This is a genomic window from Streptomyces sp. NPDC055287, assembly GCF_053646035.1.
This window is the reverse complement of the sequence record NZ_JBSHNE010000030.1, coordinates 47,225-69,613: the sequence shown is the minus strand read 5'-3', so window position 1 is coordinate 69,613 and position 22,389 is coordinate 47,225. Positions and strand designations below refer to the sequence as shown.

Below are 22,389 nucleotides of genomic sequence, written 5' to 3'. Positions count from 1 at the left end.
TGTGGGCATGCAGCAGGGGCACGCCCTGTGTCGGTCGTGCCCCTGCTGGTTGGTGGGGTTGTCAGGCGGCGGCGGTGTCGGTGTTGCTCTCGACCCAGGCCCGGACGGCGGCGGGGTCGTAGCGCAGGTACTTGCCGATGCGGATGGCGGGTGGGCCGACGCCCGTCTTGCGCCAGGTGTAGAGCGTTTCGGTGCTCGGCAGGCTGAACATCTCGATGAGGTCGTCGGGGGTGAGGTAGCGGTCAGGGAGGCCGGCGCGCAGGGTTGTCTGCGGGTCGGACTCGGGAGTGCGTTTCGGGGCCACGATGCGACTCCTTGGGGAGGGCGACGGCTGTACCTGTCCTAAGTGCGGATTTCTGCGTCACAGCGTCACCAGCGTCATACGGGCTTATGACCTGCGGCTTTGTGTGACGCGGCGGTGTGGGGGTGCGTCATCGGTGCGTCACGGGATGCGTCATCGGGTGACGCAGATGACGCAGGATGACGCAGAGGCCGCCGTCTGCGTCACGCCTGTAGCTGCAGCTCAGGGGCCGTTTTCCCGTCCGCGTGACGCAGGTGACGCAGCGTCTTCCCTCTTAGGACAAAAGAGGGGGTGTCTGTTGTAGTTCCGTGCGCCTCACAGCGTGAAGAAGGAGCCGCTGCGCGGCGCGACTACCGCGCGGCGTTCCGCCGAACAGCAAGAAGAGCACGGGGCGCCCGGTGCTCTTCTTGCTTGTCCCGGCGAGCGCGCGGTGCTGATCAGAACACGCCCGGCTGCTCGTATGAGGGTGGCGTGGCTGGGCGGGTCATTTCGAGGTAGCGGCCTTCGCGGGTGCGGCCGCTGTCGATGAGGACCCCCCGGGCGGCCAGCGTCGGTTGGAGGCGCTTGAGCCGGTCGGAGAGGACTTTGCCGGTGGTCGGCCAGCCTTTGGGTAGGGGGCGCAGTTCGTCGCCGCTGTAGAGGCGGCTGAGGCAGTGCAGCCACTCGGTGGAGGTCATGCGCTGGTCGCCGCCCGGTTCGATGGTGTCGGCGTGCTGGAGGACGGTCTGCGCGAGGAGGTCGCCCTCGATCACGTCGTCGTTCAGGTCGTCCAGGCTGGCCCGGTAGGCGGTGAGCGCTCCGAGGCCGGTTGCCGCGTCGAGCTGCGCGCACAGGCGGGCGAAGTCGGCCATCCGTAGATCGGTGGGGGTCTCCGCCTCGGCCGCGCGGACCTTGACCGCGAGGTCCAGGAGAGAGCCGAGGACGATGGGCAGCGCCTCTTCGAACTCCGCCCAGAGTTCCGCCTCGGTGCGCCTCATGCGGGGCCGCTCCAGGCGCAGGGGCAGGAGCCGTTCCGCGAGGTCGGGCCGGATGACGCCGACATCAATGCCGGTCAGGAGCAGCGGGCGGCGATAGCGGGCCCGGTGAACGTCCCCGTCGGTGAACAGGGCGCGCTTGACGCTCTCGGCTCCGGTGACGATGCAGCACATGGCGTCGGACAGGTCCGGCGTCATGTGGGAAAGGTTGTCCAGGGCGGTGACCCACCCGGCCGCGACCGCCGCGATCAGGTTCTCCTCGTCCTTCGGGGCCCGGCGCAGGTCGCCGCTCATCCCCTCGATGATCCGCACGAGCATCCGGCCCCCGGTGGACTTGCCCGCCCCTTGGGGGCCAGTGAGGAACGGCGCGGGTACGGGCACGGACGGTCCGAGGCAGCCGATCAGCCAGGCGATGGCCAGGCACTCGGTCTCCGCGGTGGCGAAGTTGCACAGCCGCATCAGGTGGTCGATGCCCTTGCCGTCGGTGTCCTTGGCCGGCAACGGGAGTTCTCCGGTGAGCTGGGTGCGGCGCCAGCACACCTCGCGAGGGTCGGGGGTGAGGATGTCCCATCCGGTGGGGTGGATGCGGGCGGACTGCCCGTCGTTGCGGCCCAGGTCCAGCCACGTCGCCCCGTCGAATCCGGGGGCGACGCGGATGTTGACGGCCTGGGTGTCCTCGGTCAGCGCGAGTGCTTCGATCAAGTCCAACGCCTCCTTGAGCGCGGTTCCGTTGAACATGCCGTGTCCGTCCTTGAACAGGCCCACCATGAGTTCCTGTCGGTGGCTGCCCGTCGTGCCCTGGGAGCGGATCGGGCGGGCCACGGGGTGGCCGTTCTTCTGCGCGTACACGGTCCCCTCGGCGGTACGGAAGTACCGGAAGTGCTCTTGCGCGTAGTCGGTGATGACCTCGCGGGCGGGATTCTTCTCGTCGTCTGCCATGGTCACAGTCCCAACCTGGTGCGGGCGTTGGTCCACGCGTCGGTGCAGTGCCGGAGTGATTCGCCCTTGGTCTGGGCGGCGGCGAACAGCCGCGCCATGTGGGTGTCGGTGAGGCAGCCGCACCGGCCGTGTGTGGACAGCACGGCGAGGAAGGTCCGGTAGACCGTCGCGTGCACCGCACTGCTCGCCTCGGTGATGCGCTGCTCGGCCATGGCGATGCCACGGTCCAGATAGGCGGGTGTGCGGTGGCGGCACTCCCCGCCCCCGACCGGCGCGGGGACGGCGACGGCGTGCTGCGCGGGCCGGACCGGGGATGGCTCCTTGACGACCAGGGCGCGTACGGCGTCCGGCAGCTCGGTCATGGAGCCGGTGCCGGGACCGAGCCACCGGGCGTAGGACATGAGCGACTTGATGTCCACTCCGGGGCGCACGGCGTTGGCCGACCGCACGGTTCCCTGGTAGATCCAGTGCTCGCCGCGCGTGGTCGCCACTGTGCACGTGGGCGGCAAGGTCTCCCGCGCCCACGCTGCGGCTTCGGCGTTGTCCAGGTCCACGACGGTCAGCCCGGTCCCGCCCGGGTGGTACGCGATGGATACGGCTTGCCGCCACGCCGGGGCCCAGGCGGCGGAGGTGATGACGCGGGTGTCGGTGGTTGCGGCGGCCCATCCGTGGCACACGGCCGGGCACTGGCAGGTGCCGGCACTCTTCATGTGTGGCCGCCCGCCGCACGCGCTGTCAGCACAGACGCGGCAGTTTCCGAACGGCAGCTTTCCTGCCCGCAGGGGCAGCACCGGCACACCGGCCGTGGCCAGTGCCAGTGCGGTTCGCAGGTGGTCCCCGTCGGGGTGATTGGTCACGCGCGGGAGCGCGGTCTTGCAGTCAGATGTCATGCTGGGATTTCTCCTGTTTCTGCGAAGGGACGGAGAGCCGGGGCGGTCGCGGTCTTTGGAGAGAGAGCGACCGCCCCGGGCGTATCTACTGGTTCTTGGTCTTGGCCCACCGGGCGTACTGCTGACGGACGTACTGACGCGGGTCGCCGTTCAGACGGTCGGGGGTGACTCCGTCGGCTTCCATCACGTGGCGGGCGGCGTGGGTTGCGAGGTCTGCCGCGTCGTTGGTGTCGCCATCGTGACCGAGTGCGATGCGGTCCAGAACGGCCGCTTTGCGGAGCCAGAACTCTCGCCCGATGTCCTGGCCGAACGGCTTGTCGGTGGCGGCCTGGGCGGTCCAGCCGATCTCGCTGATGATGCTTGGTGCGGTCGCGTACGCCTCTTGCGGTGTCGGCCACGAATCCGAGTGCGGCCGGTGGTCGGCGGTGACGTACAGGCGGTCCTTCTCCGTGCCGCGTGAGGGGTAGCGGCGTACGGGGCCGGTGTCGAACAGGCCGTTGAGGGTGGTCGTGATGCGCTCGGTGTCGGCGGGGTCGCAGATGACGCGGATCTCGAACATGGCTCAGATCTCCTTGGAGTTCTTGATGGCGGGCAGTTGGGGCAGCCCGGCGCGGGTGAGCTGGGCGGGGTCGAAGCCGGGCAGCGCCTCGCGGTGGATGAGGGCCTGGGCGAGTTGCTCCGCGTAGGCGGCGCCGGAGCGGGCGACTTCGATCTGTGCTCCGGCGCGCAGGGCTTCCACGCGCTCGACGTGGCCGTGTTCCTCGCGCCGTTCGGCGGTGTGCCGCTGGTGTGCGAGGTGTTCTCGGCGGTCGGTGCGCCAGTAGCGGGCCGCGATGCCGTACGCCACGGCGGTGGTCAGTGCCCACAGCAGCAGCGGGAGCGGCAGGCCGTCGGCGTATCCGGCGACCCCGGCCAGGGCCAGTGCTCCGGAGCTGGCGAACGCGGTACCGGCGATGACCGGATCACCCGCGCGGCCAGCGGAGGCGAAAGCGCCGGCGGTCGCGGCCCCGGCGGCCAGGACGACCATGAGGGCCGCGTTGCCGACGGAGTGTTCGGCGCCGTTGGCGTTCCAGATCCTGCCGAGGATCAGCACGGTGGTTGTGGCCACGGCGGGGGCCGCTTTGGGGGCGGCGAGGGCGAGCCAGTGGCGGGCGACGAGGGGTTCGTTCACGACCAGCCTCCTAGAGGTTGCCGAGGGCCTCGACGACGGCGGTCGTCAGGTCGTTCATCGGCTGGGAGGCCCCGGTGGAGGCGAGGTAGAAGCCGAACATCATGGCGACGAACGCGGACCCGTAGCCGAGGGACTTGGAGCGGAGCAGGAAGAACAGGACGAGGCCGAACAGGGCGACGAGGGAGACGGTGATGGCCATGGGGTTATCCCTTCGGGGTGAACTTTTTGGTGGGGGTGGGGGTGGCGTCGCGGTAGAGGCGCAGCCACACGTTGTAGAGGTGGCGGCCGACGCGTATGCGCTTGCGCAAGCCCCGGCAGCGGCGGCAGGTCTTGCCGGGGCGGAGGTTGCCGCGCCGGTCTTTCTTGAGCGCGTAGCCGAAGCCCTTGCACTTGCGGCAGTCACCGAACGGCGATGACGCACACAGGCTGGCGTAACCGAGAGTGACGACGAGTAGGCAGGCGCTAGCAAGGAGGTAGAGGGTCATGGAGTGCCTTCCAGGCGGATTTCGGGCGTTTTCGCAGGTGGGGTGCTAGGTACGAGGTCGCTGATCAGAGCCCATGTAGGGTGCTAGCGGAGGTGCTAGACCTAGCAACGGCGGCTGCTAGGTCTAGCACCCGTGCGCGTCAGTCCCCGGACCGGTTTCCGTCACGGAGTGTGATTGCTTTGGTGATGTCGGCGCGGGTGATGCCCCGGCGGGTGGTGCCCTTGCCTTTGTCGCTGGTGCCCCAGACGTCTTGGGCGGTGACGCCGTGTGGCTTGAGGTTCGAGGTGACCGTCTCGGCCTTCCAGCCGCCGTAGACCTCCGGGCGGAGCGTGGCCAGTCGTGCGGCGACCTTCTCGTTCCACACCTTGTCCTCGTCGGCCGGCACCACCTTGAGGATGTCGGCCAGCAGATCGAAGGCGGCCTCACCGCTCTCGGGTTCCTGGCCGATGGCGTGGCCGGTGACGTTGCCGTACTCCTCGCGCATCTTGCGTGCCCGCACGACTACTTGCTCGGCTTTGAGTGCGTCGACGAAGGCGGAGGCGACGATGCGGGGGTCGTCTCCCTCACCGGCCATCCAGCAGATGCCCCGGTCGGCTCGGGAGAACATCGTGGCCCGGTATCCGGCCTTGTAGGCGCCGGTACCGAGGACCATGTCGTTGGCGGTGTGGCCCATGACCTTCAGGCAGAACCGCAGCACTGCGTTGGCGGAGATGCCTGGGGGCAGCGACTTGGCGTCGGGGCGCTGGGTGCCGAACATGCCGACGATGCCCAGAGCCGGGCCCCGCTTGGCGATGTCGGTGCAGATGTCCTCGATCTCCATCCCGTGCTCCGAGTGCTCGAACGACTTCTGGCACTCGTCCAGGCCGACGACGATCGGGTGCAGCCCAAGGGCCTTGTCGCTCGCCAGCTCGGGCGTGACCTTCGACTCCGGGCAGCGCGAGCGAGGCAGGGACTTGATGACCTTCGCCCGCCTGCGCAGTTCCTCCTTCAACTCCCGCAGGGCGTGAAGGGTGTAGAGGATGTCTTCGTCTTCCTCACCGGCCCGGTAGCGGTGGCAGACCGGCTCCAGGGCGCCGAAGTCGCCGGTGCCCTTGAAGTCGAACGCGTACAGCTCGGCGCGCGGGTCGAGGGCTGCGATGAGCAGGAACAGGCGCATCAGGAACGTCTTTCCCATACGCGGGATGGAGCCGACGACCACACTGGCGAACATCAGCGTCACGGTCACGTCGCTCATCCGCTGGTCATTACCGAAGACGACCGGCTTGAACAGGTCCACGCTGCCCGACTTCAACAGCGGCCACTCGGGCTTCGTGGTCTCGTTCATGGGCTTGTCACCCACCCACAGGACCAGCCGCCCCTCATGCTCGGTCGGATCAGCCGAGGGCCACACGCAGCCGACCTTCCGCCGCAGACCAGAGGCGAGCGGCTTGCGGGCCTCCATGATGTCCTCCGGCGTCACACCCCAGGGAAGGTCAAGGTCAGCGCGGTATCCGGGCCCGTCACGGGTGATCTCCGAGGTGAAGTGCATCCCGTTCATGTCGCCACCCTTCTTGATGGCGGCCGACAGCTTCGCGTTGCCGATGTTGTCCAAAGCGCGCAGCACGATCGGCCCCGTGAGCTTCTGGAGTTCGGTCTTGAGCACCGCAGGCCCGATCACCGGCTGATCCTGCGGCGCGCCCCAGAACCCGCACATCAGCACCACAGCCGACGCCAGCACCGCCAGCCAGCCGGGGGCCATGACGTACAGGGTCAGCGCGATCGCGCTGCCGAAGACGAGCGCCACCGTGGTGACGAACACCCTCAGTCGCACGCGTGCGTCCCGCTGACGCGTCAGCTTGAGGTACTCGGCCGTGTTCTCGTGGAACACCTCGTAGGCCCGCAGCGGAGCCGCTTCGGCGTCCCACACCCACCGGTTGGTGTCGCGCACCAGGCGGGCCACGCCGCGCGGGGCGTTCAGGCCCAGTTGGAGGGCGTACCAGGGGGTTCGGATGCCGTGGAAGGCGGTGGAGTAGAACGCGTTACTCGCCGCGCGCTGGGTGGTGGAGACGAACCCAGGCTTCGACAGCAGCCAGCTCGGCAGGATCGGCTTGCGCTTGTAGGTCGTGATGCCCGGGGCGGGCAGGTCGGGCGAGTCGACCGGCCGCAGCCGGGGCGCCTCCTCGTCCTCGTCGTCCTCGACTTTGGCCGGCGGGGAGGGGACAGCGGCTTCGGCCGGTGCCGGGGCAGGTTCGGCGGGGCGTTTGGTGGTGATGTCGAAGACCTCGGCGTCAGGACGCTCAAGCTCCTCGCTCTGGTCAGTGACGTGGATGTCAGACACGGTGGATCTGCTCCCTCTGTCGACTGGAGTGGGAAGGGGCCCGGACGGCGCTTTCGTCGGCCGACCGTCCGGGCCCCGCTGGGCGAAGCTGCTGGTTCAGGCAGCGAGTTGGGGTGCGTCGGCGCAGGTCACGCACATGCCGAGCGAGGTCGGGATGCGATACCCGGCATCCCGCCGGCACTCAGGGCAGATCTGTTGGGTTGCGTTCGCCTTGGCGAGTGCCGCCCACTTCGCGGGCGTCATCGGCCGTACCGGCTTCGCGTGGTCGATGCGGTACAGGTAGGCGACCCGGATGGGGCTCTTGCCCTTGCGCCAGTAGCGGCGCGAGTACCACAGGACCTGTGCGGCGACGTCCTGTCCGCCCGGGCGCAAGCCGCGGGCTCGAAGCTGACGGCGGGTGGCGTAGTCCTCGGGAGCCATCCGCCAGCCGAACGTCGGGATGCCGTAGCGGGTGCCGTCCGGGTCATGGAGACGGCTGGCCATCACGCGGCCGTCGCCTCAGTGCCGCCGCCCTCGGTGCGCTCTTTCTTGAGCGTGTCGCGGAGCATGCGGCCGTTGGCGGACGACGTACGGACCGCCTTGCGGATCGCGTCGGCCGTCAGCTCGGCATCCGACCAGTCCGCCGTGGCCTTGCGGGCCTCGCTCAGCAGTTGGTCGGCGGTCCGGGTCGGTCGGGGCGTGCGGGCCGACTGCGGTACCCGACCGGTCGCCCGACGCGGACCCGACTCCACAGCGGCGACCGCCTTGACCGGAGCCGACTGAGTCGGTTCCGGGACCGCTACCGGCTCGGCCGACTCGACAGCGGCCGGACTGGGGCCAACCGGCTCGGGTTCCGGCTGGACGTCGGCCGACTGGAGCGCGGGCACCTCCCGCACGGCGGGCACCGGTGCGGGGGCCGACTCTTGCAGGTCAGACCCCAACCGATTTATGGCGATCTCCGATGTTTCATCCTGGTATGCGGAGGGCGCCGTGAACATGGCCGCCAGGGCAGCGTCGGCGCCGCTGGTGACGCGCTCGCGCTGGATGTCCAGCAGGCGCACACCCAACGACGCGTCGCCCAACCCGACCTTCCGAGCGAGTTTCCAGGACGTGCGGTCCGACGACTTGCGCACCCATGCCTGCGGGTGGTTCACGGCACGGGCCCGGTGGTAGGCCAGTGCCCGGACCACGGCGGCGGCCTTCGCTTCGGCCTCGATGTCGCGCCCGTCCTGGTGGACGACGATCCGCCGGGCCAGGAAGGCCATGCCTTCCGCCGACACGCACATGCCCATCGGCGTCACCGCGTAGATGACGGTGCGGCCCGGGTCATCGGCGGCCGTCGCGGCCATCGCTGAGGCGGCGGCGGGAAGAGCCCACAGGCCCAGCCGGATGATGGCCGGGGAGGACTGCCCCAGCATCGTCAGCCCGAGCAGCACGAGCGCCAGGACGGCGGTCGCGCCCTCACCGGCCGCGACCGCTCCCAGCGCCGTGCCCTTGCCGTAGGCGCGGCTGATGTTGCTGTATGTCCCAACGCCACCGCCGACACCGGTGGCCAGCATGGGCACGAACGCAGCCGCCAGGACGACCTTCTGTGCCGTGGTCAGCGACTTTCGGGTGGCCATCATGACACCTCCCAGCCGGTGCCCGGACGCCCCTTGCGGCGGCCGTTGACCGTCTCGCGTACCGGGGTCAGACCCTCAGCGACGTACCAGCCGCCCCCGGCCTGCTTCGCCACGTACATCGCCTCATCCGCCCGGCGCATCAGCGCGGGCAGAGTGCCGGCCAAGTCACCGTCGTCGCGGATGGCGCCGATGGAAGCGCCCAGTGCCACCCGCTCGCCCTCGAAGGTGAACGGCTCGCTCAACGTCTCGTGCAGCTCCCCCAGAGCCGACACCAGGTCCACGAAGTGCCCGGCCGTGATCACAGCGGCGAACTCGTCCCCGCCCAGCCGTGCCGCGCATCCACCCATGCGGATCGCCCAGTCGTTCAGGCGCGCGGCGATGACGACCAGCCCGACATCCCCAGCCGCGTGGCCGTGGCTGTCGTTCAGGGCCTTGAAGCCGTCGAGATCAATGACCACCACGGACGTGAGGTCCTTGCGCAGGTCGCGCCCGGCGCGGTCCTCGAACGCCTCACGTCGCATCAGGTTCGTCAGCGGGTCGCGGCGGGCGGCCTCGATGCGGCGCCGCAGCCGCAGGCTGTGCACGGACCATCCGGCCGCGAGCGGAAGGGCTGCGGCCAGAGTTGTCAGGGTCTGGCTCACTGGGCACCCCCGGCAATCTCGGGGTTGACCAGGCCGGTCAGTGCGGCGATCTCGTCACCGGTGAGGACGTCGCGCTCGTTCATGGCGTGCGCCACGGCGGAGATCTCGAACCACAGCCCGTACATCTTGCGCCGGGCCATGCCGCGCACCATGCCCCAGGACTTGCCGCCCTCGGGAGTGTGGTCGCGTCCGAGCTGGTAGCCGAACTGGTTCAGCACGTCGATGGCCAGCTCACGGTCATGGTTCGCCGCACACGCCAGAGCCCGATCCGGCGTCCACAGCCCGTGGGTCAGCAGGTACTGCACATGGGCCAGCTCTCCGGCAGCGCACTGCGCGGCAAAGCGCCACGGCGAGATGCCCTGCGCCAGGTGCGTGGTCGTGCCCGTCACCGCCCAGCCGTCGTCACCGGTCCGCCAGGCGATGACCTCGCTGCTGCTGATGTGCATGCCATACGCCAGGGACAGCACCGCGTGAGCGGCCTCGTGGAAGGCCGTGCCCAACCGCGCCTGCTCGTAGCTCAGCGACGTGTTGACGGCGGGCCGGGGCTTGCCGGTGTGGTCCGCCAGTACCTCGAAGTCCGGGGCCAGGGTCCTCATGCCGCAACCCCCGTCCCAGCGGAACGGCCGGCGGCCCGGGCGGAGCGCAGGAACGGCACGGTGCGGGTGAGCGCGTCGGCGTACAGCGCGTCCCACGCGGCGACCTCGTCCCCGACCTCCCCCTGCGCGGCCAGTTCCGCGATGACCTCCCGGGCCACCGCCTCGCGGGCCGCCCGGTCCTCGGGCGACTCCGGGGTGAGCGGGCCACGGAACAAGTCGCGGTCCAGGCCCAGCGGCAGCTCGTCGAAGCCGAGTGCCAGTTCCTTGAACTCGATGCCGTTCAAAACGTGATGGTTGCCGATGTAGCTACGCATGCGGATCTCTCCTGGCGAAGGGACGGAGGAACCGGGCGCGGTCGCGGTCTTGGAGAGAGGCGACCAGTCCGGTGCAGAGCCTGTTCCGGCTCCCCTCAGCCCCGCCCGTACGAGACGGGCGGGGGAGGCAACCGGCCGCAGAACGAGCGCTGCGGACGCTGGCTAAGCCGCGCGACAAGCGCCGGAGGTACTCCGGGGCTCCCTCGCGCAACGGGTCATGCGGTGACGCTGTGGGCATGGCTGCCGGTGCCGGTCCAGCACGGGCAGCGCCTGCGTATGTAAGCGGGCCATGACGATCTCCGATCACGGAGAAGGGAACGCGAGGGCTTCACCGGCGCCGTGGCCATGGCATTCCGGTCCCGAGCCTCGCTGTATCGGGGCGCCCTATTCGCACTGCTCGGCGCCAGCAGAACGACCGCAAGCCGACCGGAACCCTCACGGGGCTCCAGCACCGGCATCAACCACGGTCGTCGACGGTCATCACCCGGCCGTCGCGGGGACGGGGACGACCCCGTCGAATCTTTCGTCCACTGTTCAGTTCTCAAGGAACAAGCCCTCCCAGCCCGTCGGCGAGCGACAACGTCGCCTTCCCGGGTCTTCCGGCTGGTGCAGGCACCGGGTGATGCAGTACCTCTATTACAGGTACTGCATCGACTTGCGTCAAGTAGCACGTCCGAACTTCGTGGCTTCTAGCCGGGGACTTCCTGGCGCACCATCAGAATCAGTGCAGGTAGGGGGCGTTGGTTACCCCATCCGTGGACAGCTCAGGTTGATCTGGCTACCGTCAAGAGCTCCCTAGACGTCCCATCGGGGGTGGAGATGTCCAACGAGCGTTTGCGTTCAGCTCTTTTGGCACAGGGCATGACGGTGCAAGATCTCGCTGACTCGATCGAGGTGAACCCGAAGACAGTCGAGCGCTGGATCACGCAGGGCAAGGTGCCGTACCGGCGCCATCAGTACGCCACTGCGGCGCTGCTCAAGGTCGACGTGACGACGCTGTGGAGCGATTCCCGTGCCGTCGACAGCGCAACGGACCTGAGCAAGGCGGAGATCGTCACCATCTATCCGCACCGTCACATGGTGCCTGCGGGCCTGTGGCGCGAGCTGTACGCGCGTACAGAAAGGCACCTCGACGTTCTCGTCTACTCCGGACTATGGCTGTCCGAGGACCCGCTGTTCCACGACCTTCTCAAGGCGAAGGTGGAGCGGAACACCCAGGTGCGCATCCTGCTGGGAGACCCCGATTGCCCTGCTGTTAAGCAGAGAGGCATCGACGAAGGGCACCGGATCATGGACGGGAAGATTCGCAACGCCTTGATGAACTACCGCCCGCTCTTCGCGAGTCATCCGGACATCGGCTTCCGGCTGCACGATGCCACGCTCTACAACTCCCTTTTCCGGGCAGATGACGAGATGTTGGTAAACACCCATGTCTACGGCATCGGCGCCTACATGGCCCCGGTGTTCCATCTGCGGCGGCTCCCAGGCGGGGGGCTGTTCGACACGTACGCGAATAGCATCGAGCAGACCTGGGGCGGAGCACGCCAGGTGACAGAACACGACATCAAGGGAGCCTGAACATGGGACGCATCGACTACCTTCACGACCCCGACGCTCCGCCGGCCAATTCCGTCGTGCCGTCCGTTGTTGCGTTCGTGCAGAACGACGCGGGACAGGTTCTGATGATCAAGCGCTCCGACAACGGCCGGTGGGCGCTGCCGGGAGGTGGCCATGATGTTGGCGAGTCCATCAGCGACACCGTGATTCGCGAGGTCTGGGAAGAGACCGGGATCAAGGCGGAAGTCGTCGACATGTCGGGGATCTACACCGACCCCGGCCACGTGATGCTGTACGACGACGGCGAGGCCCGGCAGCAGTTCAGCATCTGCTTTCGCGCGCGGCCGGTCGGTGGTGATGTTCGTACGAGTGACGAGACGACACAGGTCCGCTGGGTCGACCCAGCGGACCTGCCAGAGTTCGACATCCACCCGACCATGCGACTCAGGATTGAGCACGCGATGGACGGGACGCGGACGGTGCCCTACATCGGTTGACGCTGGGCGGTAGCGAGCCGTTCGAGGACCCGTGCCGTGCTCGCCAGAATCTCCGGTTCGGCGCGACGGATGAACGTGCCGATCAGGCTGTCCGGCCCGTAACGCCCGGCGATCTCGTTCACCCGGTCCACCGGATTCGTAGGGCTGCCATCCGGGGTGGTGTTCATGTCGCAGTAGCAGAGCGCGTCATTCAGATGAGAGTGCTCCCTGGGGAACTCGTCCTCCAGCTCCTCGCGCAGTCCGCGTGCCTCCGCTTCCATCCAGGCACACGAGTGATGCGCCACGAGGCGTACGACGCGCTCGTCAGAGTGGGACGTCTCTCGGAGGTGCCGCGCGCCATCCAGCGGGTGAAAGCCGGTCTTAGCGAGGTCCGGCGAGTAGCCGATGTCATGGAGCACTGCGGCGGCCTCCATCAGGTCGGCGTCCGTGCCGAGGATCGGGGCGAGCGTTCGGGCTCGCTCCGCTACCCCCAGCGAGTGCTTCCACCTACGGGGGAGCGGCTTAGCCAGCAGCGATTCAGCGAGGGGGTAGGCCCACTCGGTCAAGCTCGTGGTGCTCACGGCTGTGATCGCTCCTCTTGGTTCGGCAGGGCTCGGACGGTCCGCACCTTCCCTTGGCCTCCCTCTGACAGAAGTCCGGCGACCTCCAGCTTGTCCAAGGCCTTGGCCACCGTGGGCCGTGATACCCCGAACCGTGTCGACAGCGCGGACGCACTTGGGAACGCTTCCCCCACCTTTAGTCCGTCATCCGTGATCACATCGGCGATGCGGTCGGCCAGTGGCCGGCGCTCTGCGTGCTTCCCTTCCCTGAGCACCCTCCAGCGGCCACCGGGTACCGGTTCCGCGACTCCTTCTTCCCGCAGCACGGCGAAGGCTCGGAGTACGACGCCACGGGACACCCCATGGGCGTCCATCAGGTCCGCCAGCTTCGGAAGCTCCGTCATCTCGGGGTTGGACCGAATTTGAATCTTCACCGCCTCAGCGATTTGCAAGAAGGTCCCCCGAGGGCTGGTCTGTTGTGACACTCGCTCTCCCTCTCCATCCACCCGTCGTCTGTCTCAAGCCTTGCACGCTGTGCCTGCTAGGCCGCTGCCCCCGCCAGACCAGCATGTAGCCAATTCTCAGCTCATGGGCCATTCGTTGGCCAGGATGCCTCTAGGGAGCTCGGCCGACTCAGGCGCAGGTCAGGGTGCTGCGTCAACCGAAACGGCAACGTTTCTGAGGACCGTCCCAGTCCGAGCGCGGTAGAAGTTGCCCTACTTCATCAAGGCGCCCGGCTGCGCTCCGCTTCGCCGGGCGCGCTTACCGGCTCTGGCTGCGCCCGCGCTCCTGCCTGCGGCCCACTCGGCGCTGCCGCCGCCGTCGCGCGCCCACACTGGATAGGCCCGGAGGGCATGAGACGAGACCCAATCTGCGAGTCAAAGACATGCCTCCGGCGGGGGCGCTCAGACTCCGGGATGGCCAAGGCGCCGTTGGCGAGTGCCGGCGGATTCGTGGCGAGCGTTGTGGGCTGCCATCCCGACCACCTTCGACCCAGGCAGAGCCGGGCAGTCGCGGCCCAGGGCGTCAAGGTCGTTCGTACAGTGGCGCGCTCCACCTTGACGCCCTGAACCACAATTGCTCCACGGTGTGTGGGTCGAAGGCGGACGGGATGGCAGCTGGGGTGAGTTAGGAGGAGCGTCGTGAAGGAAGCCGTGTCGATGCCACGACAGGCAGCCAGAAAACCAGTGCCACACTGACGCCTGCCGCTGAGTGCGGCTTCGCAGGGGTGGCCTTGTGGGCACCGAGGGAGCCCGCAGCTTAGTGGACCATACAGGTCGAGGGCAGACCGATCCGCGTAGCCAGTCCGCCCCGGTACGCTTCCCAGTGTCGCAACAGTTGGAGGAAATCACATGCGCACCTCGGGGCGTCTCAGCCTGTCTTGGATCAATAAGGATAGGTTCCTCATCGGCGCCCAGGATGGCGGCTACGAGTGGGTCGATCGGGACGACTTCAGGGTGTCCGAGACACGTCTGCTCCGCGATGTCGCGACTGTCGGAGAGGTGCATGACGACGTGCAGCGCGCCGAGGACAACCTGTTGATTACGGGAGACTCCGGGGACGTTCTGAGGTCGCTCACGAGACTGCCAGAATTCGCCGAGAAGTACCGAGGCAAGGTAAAGCTCGCTTACATCGACCCTCCTTTCAACACCGGCGAAGCCTTTGTGAACTATGACGACGGGCTTGAGCATTCCGTATGGCTTGGCCTGATGAGGGACCGCCTCACGATGCTGCGCGACCTTCTAGCCGATGACGGGAGTCTGTGGGTTCATCTTGACGATGCAGAGATGGCCTATTGCCGCGTTCTTCTAGATGAGATTTTCGGCAGAAACTCTTTTGTCGCCACTGTTGTTTGGCAGAAGCGGACGACCCGTGACAACCGGGCTGCCTTCAGCGCTACCCAGGATTATATTTTCGTGTATTCTCCTGCAGGACCTTCGCAGTGGAAAAATGTACGGAACCGGCTCGCTGATCCCGGTGAATTCTCAAACCCGGACAAGGATCCGCGTGGACCCTGGCGCAGTGTCCCCATGTCGGCCCAAGCGGGACATGCGACGGCGAATCAGTTCTACGACATCACGACTCCCACAGGGGTCGTCCACAGCCCGCCCCCTGGCCGAGCTTGGACGTACAGCCGTGAAAGGTTCGAAGGGCTGCGCGAGCAGAACATGATCTATTGGCCCAAGAAGGGTGATGGGAAACCTCGACTAAAGAGGTTCCCCTCCGAGGACGACGGCCTGGTTCCCTTCACACTGTGGCTCGCGTCGGAAGTGGGGAGCAACCCGGAGGGGAAGCGAGAGAGTGCGCGCCTCTTCGGGGACGGCGACGTCTTTGATACTCCGAAGCCGGAACGTTTGCTCCAGCAGATCATTCACGTGGCCAGCGATCCAGGGGATATCGTTCTCGATTGTTTCGGTGGGTCGGGAACCACGGCTGCGGTCGCTCACAAAATGGGCCGCAGATGGGTCACGGCTGAACAGAAAAGCAGGACTGTCGGGAACTTCCTGCGCCCTCGTCTGGAGAAGGTGGTCAACGGCGAGGACCCCGGAGGCGTGACTGTCTCCGTCGGTTGGGAGAAGGGCGGAGGATTCCGCCAGCTCGAAGTCGCCCCCTCCATGTACGAGCGCTTGGGCGGCAGAGTGCTCCTTGCTCCGTGGGTAGATGGGCACGCGTTCGCGGAAGCCGCATGTGCGCAGATCCCCGGTTTCGAGCTTGACCCGGCCGCCGAGACGCCGTTCGTCGGCTACAAGGGGCGACAGCGCCTGGCGGTCGTCGATGGGCTCGTCTCAGAGAGCACGGTCCGGTCGATCGTCGAGGCACTGAGCGAGAGCGAAAGTGTTCTCATCGTAGCCAAGAGTTACCTGCGCGAGGCAGCAAGCCTTCTGGAGAAGCTCAGCCCCGGCTCACGCATCAAGAAGGCTCCCCAGGACTTGTTGGACATGAAGGGACGTGTGCTGCGTTGAGCTGGATCAAATACGATCAGGCGGCGATTGAGGACCTGGCGACCCGCATGGAGCTGCGGGATCCCAACCGTCGTGCCGTGGCCAAGGTCATCGAGGAAATCCAGTCGGGAGGTGGGCGGGAGGTCGTCTGCGATCTGGCAACCGGTGTGGGCAAGACGTACATCTGCAGGGCCCTGATCGACTACCTCGCAGATCAGGGTGTCCGCAACGTCCTGATCGTCACTCCTGGACGGACCATCCAGCGCAAGACCCTCACGAACTTCAAGCCTGGTCACCCGAAGTTCGTGCCGGGCGCCAACTGCGAGCCCATTGTCATCACCCCGGAGAACTATGCGGGTGGTCGGGTCGGCGACGCACTGCATGATCCGGACGCGTTGAAGGTCTTCATTTTCAACGTCCAGTTGCTGACCAAACCGACTGTGAAGACCTCGCGCAGCACATACCTGACCGACGAGTTCATCGGTACCGCCCTGTACGACCACCTGCGCAGCGTGGACGACCTGGTCATCATCGCCGACGAGCACCACGTGTACCGGAACGAAGCTAAGAAGTTTCATGAGGCGGTCCGGGATCTCCATCCGCGTGCGTTGGTGGGCCTGACGGCAACCCCTGACGAGTCGGACCGCAAGGTGCCGGACCGGATCATCTTCCAGTACTCCCTCGCAGAGGCCATCGCGGACCAACTAGTCAAGATCCCTGTCATCGTCTACCGCGAAGACGGGCACACTGACGTTCGGACTCAGTTGGCTGACGCGTGCCATCTGCGCAAGGTCAAGGAGGAGACCACCCGGGAGTGGGCCGAGCGGAATGGGCGGCCTATGGTCAACCCCGTCCTCTTCGTGGTCTGCCAGAGCATCGACGAAGCCACGGAGACCGCCGAAATCCTGGCCGGCCCAGGATTCATCGACGAACCGGGTGCGGTGTTGCAGGTCACCTCCGGCAGTAAGGAGGACGCACTCGAAGCCCTCGCCGGCATCGAGGACGCCGATTCTCCCGTGCGGGCTGTGGTCTCCGTGGACATGCTGAAGGAGGGATGGGACGTCAAGAACATCAGCGTGATCGTCGCACGCCGCACCCTGGCCTCTCAGACCCTCACCGAACAAATCCTCGGCCGCGGCCTTCGCCTTCCTTATGGTGAGCGAGTCGGGTTCTCGATGGTCGACTGCGTTGACATCATTGCCCATGAGTCGTACCGGCGACTTCTCGACTCGAAGGAAGCTCTCCTAGAGCACACCCTTCCGCAAAGGGCAGAGCGCGGTGGCGAATCGGGGAACGGTGCGAGCACTACGATCACCTCGGGTAGCGCAATCCTTCTTCCTCCATACCACGAATCCCAGACCCAGGGCATGCTGGCGTTTACTGCCGAAGCCCCCATCAGCGACGGCGGGTTCGGCACTGAGACGCCCGAGGCTGTTTACCTCGGTATGGCCGACATGGAACTTCGGCTTGCCGAAGCCGGGGTGGAGAAGAAACAGATCCATCAGATCATGAAACCTGTGGAGGATGCGCCTGCCATAGAGTTTCCCAGCAAGCGCCTGTTGGAGAAGCCGGACACCTACAGCTTGTCCTTCGTCAACTCCGCAGCTGTCGCGGAAAAGGGCAAGCAGTTCAAGCATGAAATAGAGGTGGAGTTGAAGCGCAAGGCGCTGAATGCCTCGCGTGGGTTGGACGGCACCGTGACGGTGGAGACACAAGACCAGAAGTCCGCTGTCGCGACCCAGCGAAGCTGGCCGATCTCGAAGGTCAGGGAGGATCTCGAAGAGCGGATTCTCAATCTGCCGCAGCTGAAGCTCACGGCTGACGAGGTCGAGGCTGCACAGAAGATCGTGCATACGTTCCTCGGTGCGGCGATTGAGGTTGACGCGGAGAGCAGCACACCTTGGGAGGAGGCTCGGGCAGAGCTTGCGTTGACGCAGCTGGAGAGGCTCGTGGTCTCCAGCTTCAAACAGAAGCTCGCGACGGTCGAACACGAGATCGTGAAGGTGACTGTCCCGCCTCCTGCCCAGCCGTGGCCGGGGCAGACGATGCCTCAGATGCAGATGACGGACAAGGTGATCCGGGGCATGGGGTACACGCATTGGAGCAGTTCGATTCTTCCCGTCGTTCAATTCGACGCATTGTCCACCGAGGTCAAGCTGGCCAGGTTGATGGATGTCAGCCCTAAGATTGCGTGGTGGCTGCGACTCGAATCGTTGAGCGGTACCTACATTCAGCTCGACAACGGGTCTCGTTACTACCCAGACTTCATCGCCATTGGCCAGGACGGCGCGTACTGGCTCGTCGAGGGCAAGTCCAACGCGGAGGCATCCAGCGAGTCGGTCTTGGCGAAGAAGGCAGCGGCTGAGGCGTGGGCGAAGGAAGTGACCGAACTTGGGCTTGGGACGTGGAAGTACCTCTTCGCCACCGAGGATCACCTGAGTCAGTCGAACAGCTGGGACACTCTTCTGACGGTTACGGGCGCCCGCGGATAGAAAAGACCTAGCTCGTGCAACGTTCTCCGGCACATCTCTTCTCTCGCGGGGGCCTGCCCGCAGGACAGCACCAGCGCTTGGGGCGTTGAAGGTTCGTCCGCCGCTGCTCTCCCAACTGCGGTCTATGCGTGGACTTGCGACGTAAGGCAGCAGGCCCTCAGGTCCCTGAGCTTGTCAAACTCGCCGATCGCACGGGGCCTCCGGAGCCGTTGCAGTACAGCAGCGGAGTGCAGCAACCTTTGCGACCGCAGCCGACCGCCACCAGCCCCCAGCACACGACTGACCAGCCGAGCAAGCTCATCAATCGTCCCGCCCGATAGTTCGCATTGAGGGGGGCGTGGCGCCTGCGCCGCCCAAGGTGGCCAACCTCTGGCCAGGAAGACCGGCGTTGCGGGCGACGCGGCTCGTTTGTCGAGGTCAGTGCATTGTTGAGGCGGTAGGTGGACTGGTCTTGAGGACCGCCCGGGCCGGAGCGCGGTAGACTTTCCTACTCGATCAAGGCGGCTCGCTCATGCTCGCCGCACGCGGCCCCGGCCCACCGCCGACGCCAGACGCTCCCTGTCTCCGCCACTCCGTGGCCCCGGCCCCGGCTCCGCGGCCACGCGGCTAGAGCGAGCAGACCAACAGCTGGGTAGCCAAACCGCTTTGGCTGGGGCGGTCGACTCCGAGGCTTTTAGCCACATCCCCGGTCCGGGCCCGCGCCGAGCAAGACCAGGGGGCCACTCGGACACATTGCGGGCAGGTCCAAAGACTGCCCGAGTTGCCGGGCACGATGCTGCGAGAGCGGACCTTCTCGCGGTAGATGTCCGTGAAAACGCGCTTCACGGTCGCACAAGGTCGCCGAAAAGACTGCGTGCCAACTCAGCGTGTCGACGGCGAACGTCATCGGAGGATTTGCTGTCGGCGCCCATTGATCTCAAACTCTCCTGCCCCGCGCCGGCTGAACTGTCGTCTGCTTGAAGACTTGCCGACAGGGCCCTCCCTGCAGTTGCCTCATCACGATTCTGACTGGCTTCTTTCTCTGCCAATTTCGCTCGCTGGTCTGCTTGGACGACGTTGCTACGCTGCACAGCGGTTCCGAAAAGGGCACCTGCCGCCGCGAAGGCGATCGCCTCTACTGACGCAAAGACCCAGACGATGCGGGTCCACCTTATTTCGCCGGTAGATCCAGCCTGGGTGAGGAGAAATATAGAGAAGCCGAGCCATGCCGCTATTGCGAAAACGGCAACCCATATGGCTGGCCCAGACAAGGACCTTACATTCGTCGCCCCGTCCGCTTCGACTTTGTTGGCAGAAGTGTCAGACATCACAGTCGCCCACCTTTCCGGATTAAGGGGATGGCGCCTCTCCTGCACAGACATTGGTCTAAGCACGTAGTCATAGCGCCATCTGGTGAATGCAAATCGTGCGCGAGCCATGGTACGCCTAATCGCAGATGCATCAGACAAATCCGGTGTTGCAATGTCAGTCTGAGGAAGAGATAGGGTTGGAGTGTCTGTATCCGCACGCGTCAGCAGGCAAAGACAAGAATTGCGGATTCGGGCGAGTTGGCGTTCCTCTGGATTCTCGATATCGCTATTACTCTTTGAAGAGAGGATTGTAGCCAAACGTAGCTCCATCTCGACACCAAGTGTGATTGTTGGCGGCGCGAGATCGGCAGCCTTCAGTAGCCACTCCAACGCCACCGGCTTGTGGCGTGCTTGCCAAGCAGCCTCTGAGGTCAAAACAAGTCCATCTGCGCTGAGTACGCGATCCGCTGCAGTACGGCGGGACCAGGCCGACAGTCGTGCCTGGTCTCTGCCAAGCGCATAGGAATAGCCGATAAGTAGCTGTGTATACGACGCGGCGGCCCAATCAAGGGGTGATCGACCCGCGCGGGCGCGTTCTATGCCCCTGGCTGCTGCGGCGGCTTCTTGAAACCGCCCCGCACTTAAGTAGTCCATGAGTAGCCAGCCCAAAGGGTCACTCGGCTCAACGCGAGGCCGTAGTGCAGAAGCGTGCGGGCGACGCCACGCAATTTGACAACGCTCGGTTCTGCCCATTTGTGGGATGGCCAGCAGGCGACGAGGCGTGAGCCGGCTGCCAACTTCCATACCTATTGGAAGGGCTGTTCTGCTCTGATTCTGAACGGTGAAAGTTGAACTCTCTTCGCCCGTGACAAGCGAGATATCGGCACTTGGCGTTGGAGGGGACGCTGCACCAGGTGACCATGAGTGCACACTCACACCCACTGCAGACGGGCATCCCCTTCTTAGCTCTTGGTTATCGAATCGAGGAATAGGAGTCAGGCTATCGACCTTTAGGGAAACACAAATTGGCTTCTCGTCAAGTACAGAGACCTCCCTTTCGTATCTCCGAAATCCTGGAACCTCAGCGATTACATAAAAATTGGTTTCCTTAGGCACCTCTACTTCTTCCCCAGGCGCGAGCACCACGTTGAGATCGTGTCCGATGATCCTGACGGGAGCAAACGGAACTTGTCGATCTGCAGCGTCGGGCCTGTGCCACTGGAAGGTCACTTTGGGCATCGCTAGTTCACCTTCCTCAGGGGAACTGATGTATCTTGCTCCAATAGGAAAATGACCGGTCCAGTGTTCACGTCGTCCCCCGCCTTTATGCTGTATATGCCAGCTGGCAGCTCTTCTACTTTCTCTGTGCTCGTGATTGTGATATCAATAACCTGGCACCCTCGATTATCGTAGACGGTGATCGAGGTCGGGCCATCGCATTTCTCGGTGTCATTGTAGAATCGAACGCGAAAATTGGGCGGCGGCGGAAGGTGAATTCCGGTCGGTATGTGTCCATCCACGTCAGGCTCCTGCCCCAGAGAGTTTGGGATGGCTCTAAATTCTTCACGCAGTCTGTCCTTTAGTCGATCTGTCGTGATAGTAAACAAGCCGCGTAGTAGAGAGCCAGCTGTCGAGAGCAATGGGAGAAGAGCTTGAGAGAACAGGGTGCCCGCGCTGGCGCTGATAGCGTAGGCGTTCATTCCTGTTCGAGCCGATCTGATTACGGCATAACTGTTTCTGTACGTCTGTGCCGTGCTTGGAATAGGAAGCGTGATGGCACTTTGATGCACGCAGTCATACGGGAGGGCGGCTTCAATAGCTGTGACGGCACAGCAGTCAAAGAAGTAGATATTATCGCTGGCTTGGTTGTAGGCCATTGCCTCGATAATGTTTCCCAGGTCGATACTCTGGGCGCACGGATTAGACTTTTCTTGGTTAGCTCGGCCGAGGAAGACTAGCGGCACGCTGCGTGCTGTGACTATTCCATGACCGCTTATATACAATATTGCTACGTTATTGGGATGGCTATTGCAGTCGCGATACCACTCTGAAATGGCGTCTCGCACGTTATCGAAATTTGCCTCCTCCCACTCATGGGGGAGCACAGGGAGATGGTCTTTCTCGTCGTCTGTGGGGATAAGGAGTAGGCGAACAGTGCGTATAGGTGCAGCTGTGGGATACTTGAGTTCGTCGCTTAGGAACTTTGCAAATTGAGCAGCGCCGAGTGCCGCGCCATCTATGTCGCCCAATGGTAGTTCGTCATGGGGCATCCACCAGTGACTTTTCGGACGGCGAGGGTAGTGGCTCATGCCAATAATCAGAGCGTGCACGCCCGCTCGGGTCTCATATTCGCCAGGTGGGCAACAGTGAGCGAGAAACGTCTCCCCGCATGAATGATGGCACATGATTACATGCCTCCCGAAATGCGTGGCTCAGAAGATAGCTGCGGGGAGACACGGCTTGTGGACACTTGATGCTGATCATTCTCCCTGTAGCCCCCGCCTCCGAGGATTCCCTTCTAGCCTGCGCCGAAAGGTGGGTGCACGCATCTTGAGGACCGCCAATTCTTGTTGAGCGGGCCAACTATCTGCGACTGTTCAGAGCGGCAGTTCAGATAGTTTGCGAGACTTGATCGACGCAATCTCTCCGGCGCTGTTGCAGTGCAGCAGCGAAGTACCGCAACCACCGCGAACAGCCGACCGCCACCGGCCGCAGGACCACCAATGCCCAGCCGGGCAGACCTCAGCGACCGCCTCGGCCGGTAGTTCGCATTGAGGGGGTCGTCGTACGGGCCATCGTGGCCAACCTCTGGCCAGAAAGGCCGGTGATGAGGGCGACCCGGCT

General features: G+C 65.2%; 20 protein-coding genes. 4 read left to right on the top strand and 16 right to left on the bottom strand.

The annotated features are described in order from the left end of the window. Window positions 1–61 precede the first annotated feature (61 nt). The 13 genes from ACWIHY_RS31220 to ACWIHY_RS31160 all read right to left on the bottom strand — a co-directional run bounded on the left by ACWIHY_RS31220 (window position 62) and on the right by ACWIHY_RS31160 (window position 10,229). Window positions 62–304 carry a helix-turn-helix transcriptional regulator gene (locus ACWIHY_RS31220; protein ID WP_454379409.1) on the bottom strand — a complete coding sequence of 81 codons (243 nt, stop codon included), beginning with the start codon at window positions 302–304 and terminating at the stop codon, window positions 62–64. A 434-nt stretch (window positions 305–738) separates the two neighbouring features. After that, entirely contained in the window at window positions 739–2,214 is a 1,476-nt protein-coding gene (locus ACWIHY_RS31215) for an ATP-binding protein (protein ID WP_454379426.1), read from the bottom strand. A 2-nt stretch (window positions 2,215–2,216) separates the two neighbouring features. Continuing rightward, window positions 2,217–3,104, bottom strand: a complete 888-nt coding sequence (locus tag ACWIHY_RS31210; RefSeq protein ID WP_454379407.1) for a bifunctional DNA primase/polymerase — start codon at window positions 3,102–3,104, stop codon at window positions 2,217–2,219. Between the two features lie 85 nt (window positions 3,105–3,189). Then, window positions 3,190–3,663, bottom strand: coding sequence for a hypothetical protein (locus tag ACWIHY_RS31205; RefSeq protein WP_454379405.1), 474 nt, complete (start codon window positions 3,661–3,663; stop codon window positions 3,190–3,192). A gap of 3 nt (window positions 3,664–3,666) precedes the next feature. Beyond that, complete coding sequence (locus tag ACWIHY_RS31200; RefSeq protein ID WP_454379403.1) at window positions 3,667–4,275, bottom strand: hypothetical protein; 609 nt, start codon at window positions 4,273–4,275, stop codon at window positions 3,667–3,669. 10 nt (window positions 4,276–4,285) lie between these two features. Next, entirely contained in the window at window positions 4,286–4,474 is a 189-nt protein-coding gene (locus tag ACWIHY_RS31195; protein WP_454379401.1) for a hypothetical protein, read from the bottom strand. Between the two features lie 4 nt (window positions 4,475–4,478). Next, entirely contained in the window at window positions 4,479–4,760 is a 282-nt protein-coding gene (locus ACWIHY_RS31190) for a hypothetical protein (RefSeq protein ID WP_454379399.1), read from the bottom strand. A 139-nt stretch (window positions 4,761–4,899) separates the two neighbouring features. Then, entirely contained in the window at window positions 4,900–7,077 is a 2,178-nt protein-coding gene (locus tag ACWIHY_RS31185; protein ID WP_454379397.1) for a cell division protein FtsK, read from the bottom strand. 96 nt (window positions 7,078–7,173) lie between these two features. Continuing rightward, window positions 7,174–7,560, bottom strand: coding sequence for an RRQRL motif-containing zinc-binding protein (locus ACWIHY_RS31180; protein WP_454379395.1), 387 nt, complete (start codon window positions 7,558–7,560; stop codon window positions 7,174–7,176). Beyond that, window positions 7,560–8,681, bottom strand: a complete 1,122-nt coding sequence (locus ACWIHY_RS31175; RefSeq protein WP_454379393.1) for a conjugal transfer protein — start codon at window positions 8,679–8,681, stop codon at window positions 7,560–7,562. The genes ACWIHY_RS31180 and ACWIHY_RS31175 overlap by 1 nt, the downstream gene beginning before the upstream one ends. After that, the gene (locus ACWIHY_RS31170) at window positions 8,678–9,319 is read right to left on the bottom strand and encodes a GGDEF domain-containing protein (protein WP_454379392.1); all 642 of its coding nucleotides are present in this window, start codon (window positions 9,317–9,319) and stop codon (window positions 8,678–8,680) included. The genes ACWIHY_RS31175 and ACWIHY_RS31170 overlap by 4 nt, the downstream gene beginning before the upstream one ends. Further along, on the bottom strand, window positions 9,316–9,915 hold the full coding sequence (locus ACWIHY_RS31165; protein ID WP_454379390.1) for a hypothetical protein: 600 nt from the start codon (window positions 9,913–9,915) through the stop codon (window positions 9,316–9,318). The genes ACWIHY_RS31170 and ACWIHY_RS31165 overlap by 4 nt, the downstream gene beginning before the upstream one ends. Then, window positions 9,912–10,229, bottom strand: coding sequence for a hypothetical protein (locus tag ACWIHY_RS31160; protein ID WP_454379389.1), 318 nt, complete (start codon window positions 10,227–10,229; stop codon window positions 9,912–9,914). The genes ACWIHY_RS31165 and ACWIHY_RS31160 overlap by 4 nt, the downstream gene beginning before the upstream one ends. 819 nt (window positions 10,230–11,048) lie before the next feature. Between ACWIHY_RS31160 and ACWIHY_RS31155 the strand changes: the two genes are divergently transcribed. After that, complete coding sequence (locus tag ACWIHY_RS31155) at window positions 11,049–11,807, top strand: helix-turn-helix domain-containing protein (RefSeq protein WP_454379387.1); 759 nt, start codon at window positions 11,049–11,051, stop codon at window positions 11,805–11,807. 2 nt (window positions 11,808–11,809) lie between these two features. Further along, window positions 11,810–12,283: an NUDIX domain-containing protein gene (locus ACWIHY_RS31150; RefSeq protein WP_454379386.1), complete on the top strand. Its 474-nt coding sequence runs from the start codon at window positions 11,810–11,812 to the stop codon at window positions 12,281–12,283. On the opposite strand, the gene ACWIHY_RS31145 is transcribed toward ACWIHY_RS31150, so the two are convergent. Both ACWIHY_RS31145 and ACWIHY_RS31140 read right to left on the bottom strand, forming a co-directional pair. Beyond that, complete coding sequence (locus ACWIHY_RS31145; RefSeq protein ID WP_454379384.1) at window positions 12,271–12,843, bottom strand: HD domain-containing protein; 573 nt, start codon at window positions 12,841–12,843, stop codon at window positions 12,271–12,273. The genes ACWIHY_RS31150 and ACWIHY_RS31145 overlap by 13 nt on opposite strands. After that, window positions 12,840–13,307, bottom strand: a complete 468-nt coding sequence (locus ACWIHY_RS31140) for a GntR family transcriptional regulator (RefSeq protein WP_454379383.1) — start codon at window positions 13,305–13,307, stop codon at window positions 12,840–12,842. The genes ACWIHY_RS31145 and ACWIHY_RS31140 overlap by 4 nt, the downstream gene beginning before the upstream one ends. Before the next feature lie 867 nt (window positions 13,308–14,174). On the opposite strand from ACWIHY_RS31140, the gene ACWIHY_RS31135 reads away from it, so the two are divergent. Continuing rightward, window positions 14,175–15,785: a site-specific DNA-methyltransferase gene (locus tag ACWIHY_RS31135; protein WP_454379382.1), complete on the top strand. Its 1,611-nt coding sequence runs from the start codon at window positions 14,175–14,177 to the stop codon at window positions 15,783–15,785. Beyond that, window positions 15,782–18,256 carry a DEAD/DEAH box helicase gene (locus ACWIHY_RS31130; RefSeq protein ID WP_454379380.1) on the top strand — a complete coding sequence of 825 codons (2,475 nt, stop codon included), beginning with the start codon at window positions 15,782–15,784 and terminating at the stop codon, window positions 18,254–18,256. The genes ACWIHY_RS31135 and ACWIHY_RS31130 overlap by 4 nt, the downstream gene beginning before the upstream one ends. 2,530 nt (window positions 18,257–20,786) lie before the next feature. On the opposite strand, the gene ACWIHY_RS31125 is transcribed toward ACWIHY_RS31130, so the two are convergent. Then, window positions 20,787–21,950: a caspase family protein gene (locus ACWIHY_RS31125; protein WP_454379378.1), complete on the bottom strand. Its 1,164-nt coding sequence runs from the start codon at window positions 21,948–21,950 to the stop codon at window positions 20,787–20,789. Between the last annotated feature and the right edge of the window lie 439 nt (window positions 21,951–22,389).